The following is a 1,765-nucleotide window of genomic DNA, read 5'->3' as shown; positions in this document are numbered from 1 at the left end:
CAGGGTTTATTTTTTAATTCCTTTATAACCTTTTTGTCAGTAATTCCGACTTTTTTCAAGGCAGCTATATTTTGTTTTTTCTGCTGTTTCTTCTTCAGCCGCTTTTTCTTCCCAATCAGTGACACCCCCTTTAAACACAAAAGTCACAGGGAAACGAATTTCCCTGTCAATTTAATATTTAAATGGCTTCTGCTTTTTGTGTCGGAATATAGCGAACAGAACCGCGTGACAGTTCGTCTTGTGCTTCAGCATGAAAATAGGAGACTATTGCAAGCATTTCTGAACGAGTGAAACTAATAATCTGTTGTGTATCGTCATCAAGCTTTTGAGCGAAACAATACATATTCTCCACTCTATCCTCTTTAATCTCTGTGCGGCGTTCTCCGTTGTCGAAAATCATTACGTTTTTATCCAAGTCTAGCAACCTCCGTATATAGTAATTTAATATAAGAAAAGCCGCCCCGATCGGAGCGACTATTTAATTAGTCCACAAGCGCAAGTGTCAATGTTTTAAAGCCGCGGCGGGTTTTAACTTCTTTTGGAACAACTTTTAATGGCTCGTCCGTCCAAGGACCTTGCCCTACAATCCCAATGATACGTTGTAGGGAGCTTGCTACGCCCTGAGATACACTGTGATAGCCTTGTCCGTCTGCTGTTAAAAGAACAACGCGCATTGCCTGAATTGTCTCTTTCGTGACTTCATCCTCTAATTCAACCGCATGGGCGACCATGTCTGTAATTTCAATTACTTCTCCGATATGGTCTGATAGAGAGTGTTCAGCGTTGCTTACCGCGTTGTAAAGTTTGATGCTGCTCTTTCTGTCCGTTGCCTGGATAGTTGAAAACATTTGTTGTGTACCTTGTTCAAAAATACTTGGTGATGCTGTTGCAATGTCCTCAGTTGCCAATACGTCAGTAGTGTTTTCAGTGTTTTTAATAGTGTTTGTCATTTTAAAATTCCCCCAAAGAATTAATTTTGTTTTAAGTATTCATTGAATTTTTCAGCTGACACGCGCCATTCTCGACCGACTTTGAAACCTTTAATTTCTCCGTTGTTCAGCATTTTGCGAGCCGTTTTTTCAGATATTTTTAATATCTCGGCTACCTGTTTAACTGTTAAAACCTCTTCACTAGACAAAAAGCGTACCTCCCTCTACATATGTATCACTTCCTTTAAAGGGCTTCAGATTCCTTTATGTTCCCTTTGATGACCTTATCTTACCATCAAGGGATATATCATGTCTACCCCTTTTTACAAATTTCTTCAGAATTTTTTCAGGAAGGATTCGACATTATGCGACATATTGGTAGGAGAAGAAAATATTTCTGTACCAATAATAGAACACATGTTCCTGAATGTAAAGTCCTATTATATATGAAATAACTGGGTATCAGGGATAGAAATGTCCTATCTCTTATGTTCGCACTGAGTATAAATGTTTATAACAGGTTATTATTGACAAACTAAAATAAGTGTGTATATACTCTCTCCATTAAAGGAGATGAATAATTTATGCCAAATCTAGAAATATTAGATATTATTAATATGAAATTAGATACGAAATACAAGCATATTGAACACTTTTTAAAGGATTGGATAGATAAGAAGTACAACAATATGGATGTTTACGAAATTCTTGTATATTTAAAACACTTTAATATATCGCCTAAAGAATAGTCCTCCCTTTTCCGGGAGGATATTTTATTTATTGACAGTTCCCGTGGTTCATGTTAATTAGCACAGAAATGTGGGATTGTCAAGGAA

At 36.8% G+C, this 1,765-nt stretch carries 3 protein-coding genes; all 3 read right to left on the bottom strand.

All coding sequences use genetic code 11. From position 1 onward, the window contains the following. Window positions 1-178 precede the first annotated feature (178 nt). Window positions 179-400 carry a hypothetical protein gene (locus tag ACFRAC_RS36720; RefSeq protein ID WP_376642817.1) on the bottom strand — a complete coding sequence of 74 codons (222 nt, stop codon included), beginning with the start codon at window positions 398-400 and terminating at the stop codon, window positions 179-181. A gap of 82 nt (window positions 401-482) precedes the next feature. Beyond that, window positions 483-950 carry a hypothetical protein gene (locus ACFRAC_RS36715; protein WP_326194938.1) on the bottom strand — a complete coding sequence of 156 codons (468 nt, stop codon included), beginning with the start codon at window positions 948-950 and terminating at the stop codon, window positions 483-485. Window positions 951-970: 20 nt separating this feature from the next. After that, the gene (locus tag ACFRAC_RS36710; protein ID WP_326194937.1) at window positions 971-1,138 is read right to left on the bottom strand and encodes a helix-turn-helix domain-containing protein; all 168 of its coding nucleotides are present in this window, start codon (window positions 1,136-1,138) and stop codon (window positions 971-973) included. Window positions 1,139-1,765 lie beyond the last annotated feature (627 nt).

The sequence above is a fragment of the Streptomyces sp. NPDC056628 genome, from assembly GCF_042792555.1.
GTDB lineage: Bacteria > Actinomycetota > Actinomycetes > Streptomycetales > Streptomycetaceae > Streptomyces.
Note: the sequence above shows the minus strand (reverse complement) of the source record. Positions and strands in the feature narration are given on the sequence as shown.

Coding starts and splice junctions, on each gene's coding strand:
- ACFRAC_RS36720 (WP_376642817.1), bottom strand. CDS start 400: ATGATTTTCGACAACGGAGAACGCCGCACAGAGATTAAAGAGGATAGA.
- ACFRAC_RS36715 (WP_326194938.1), bottom strand. CDS start 950: ATGACAAACACTATTAAAAACACTGAAAACACTACTGACGTATTGGCA.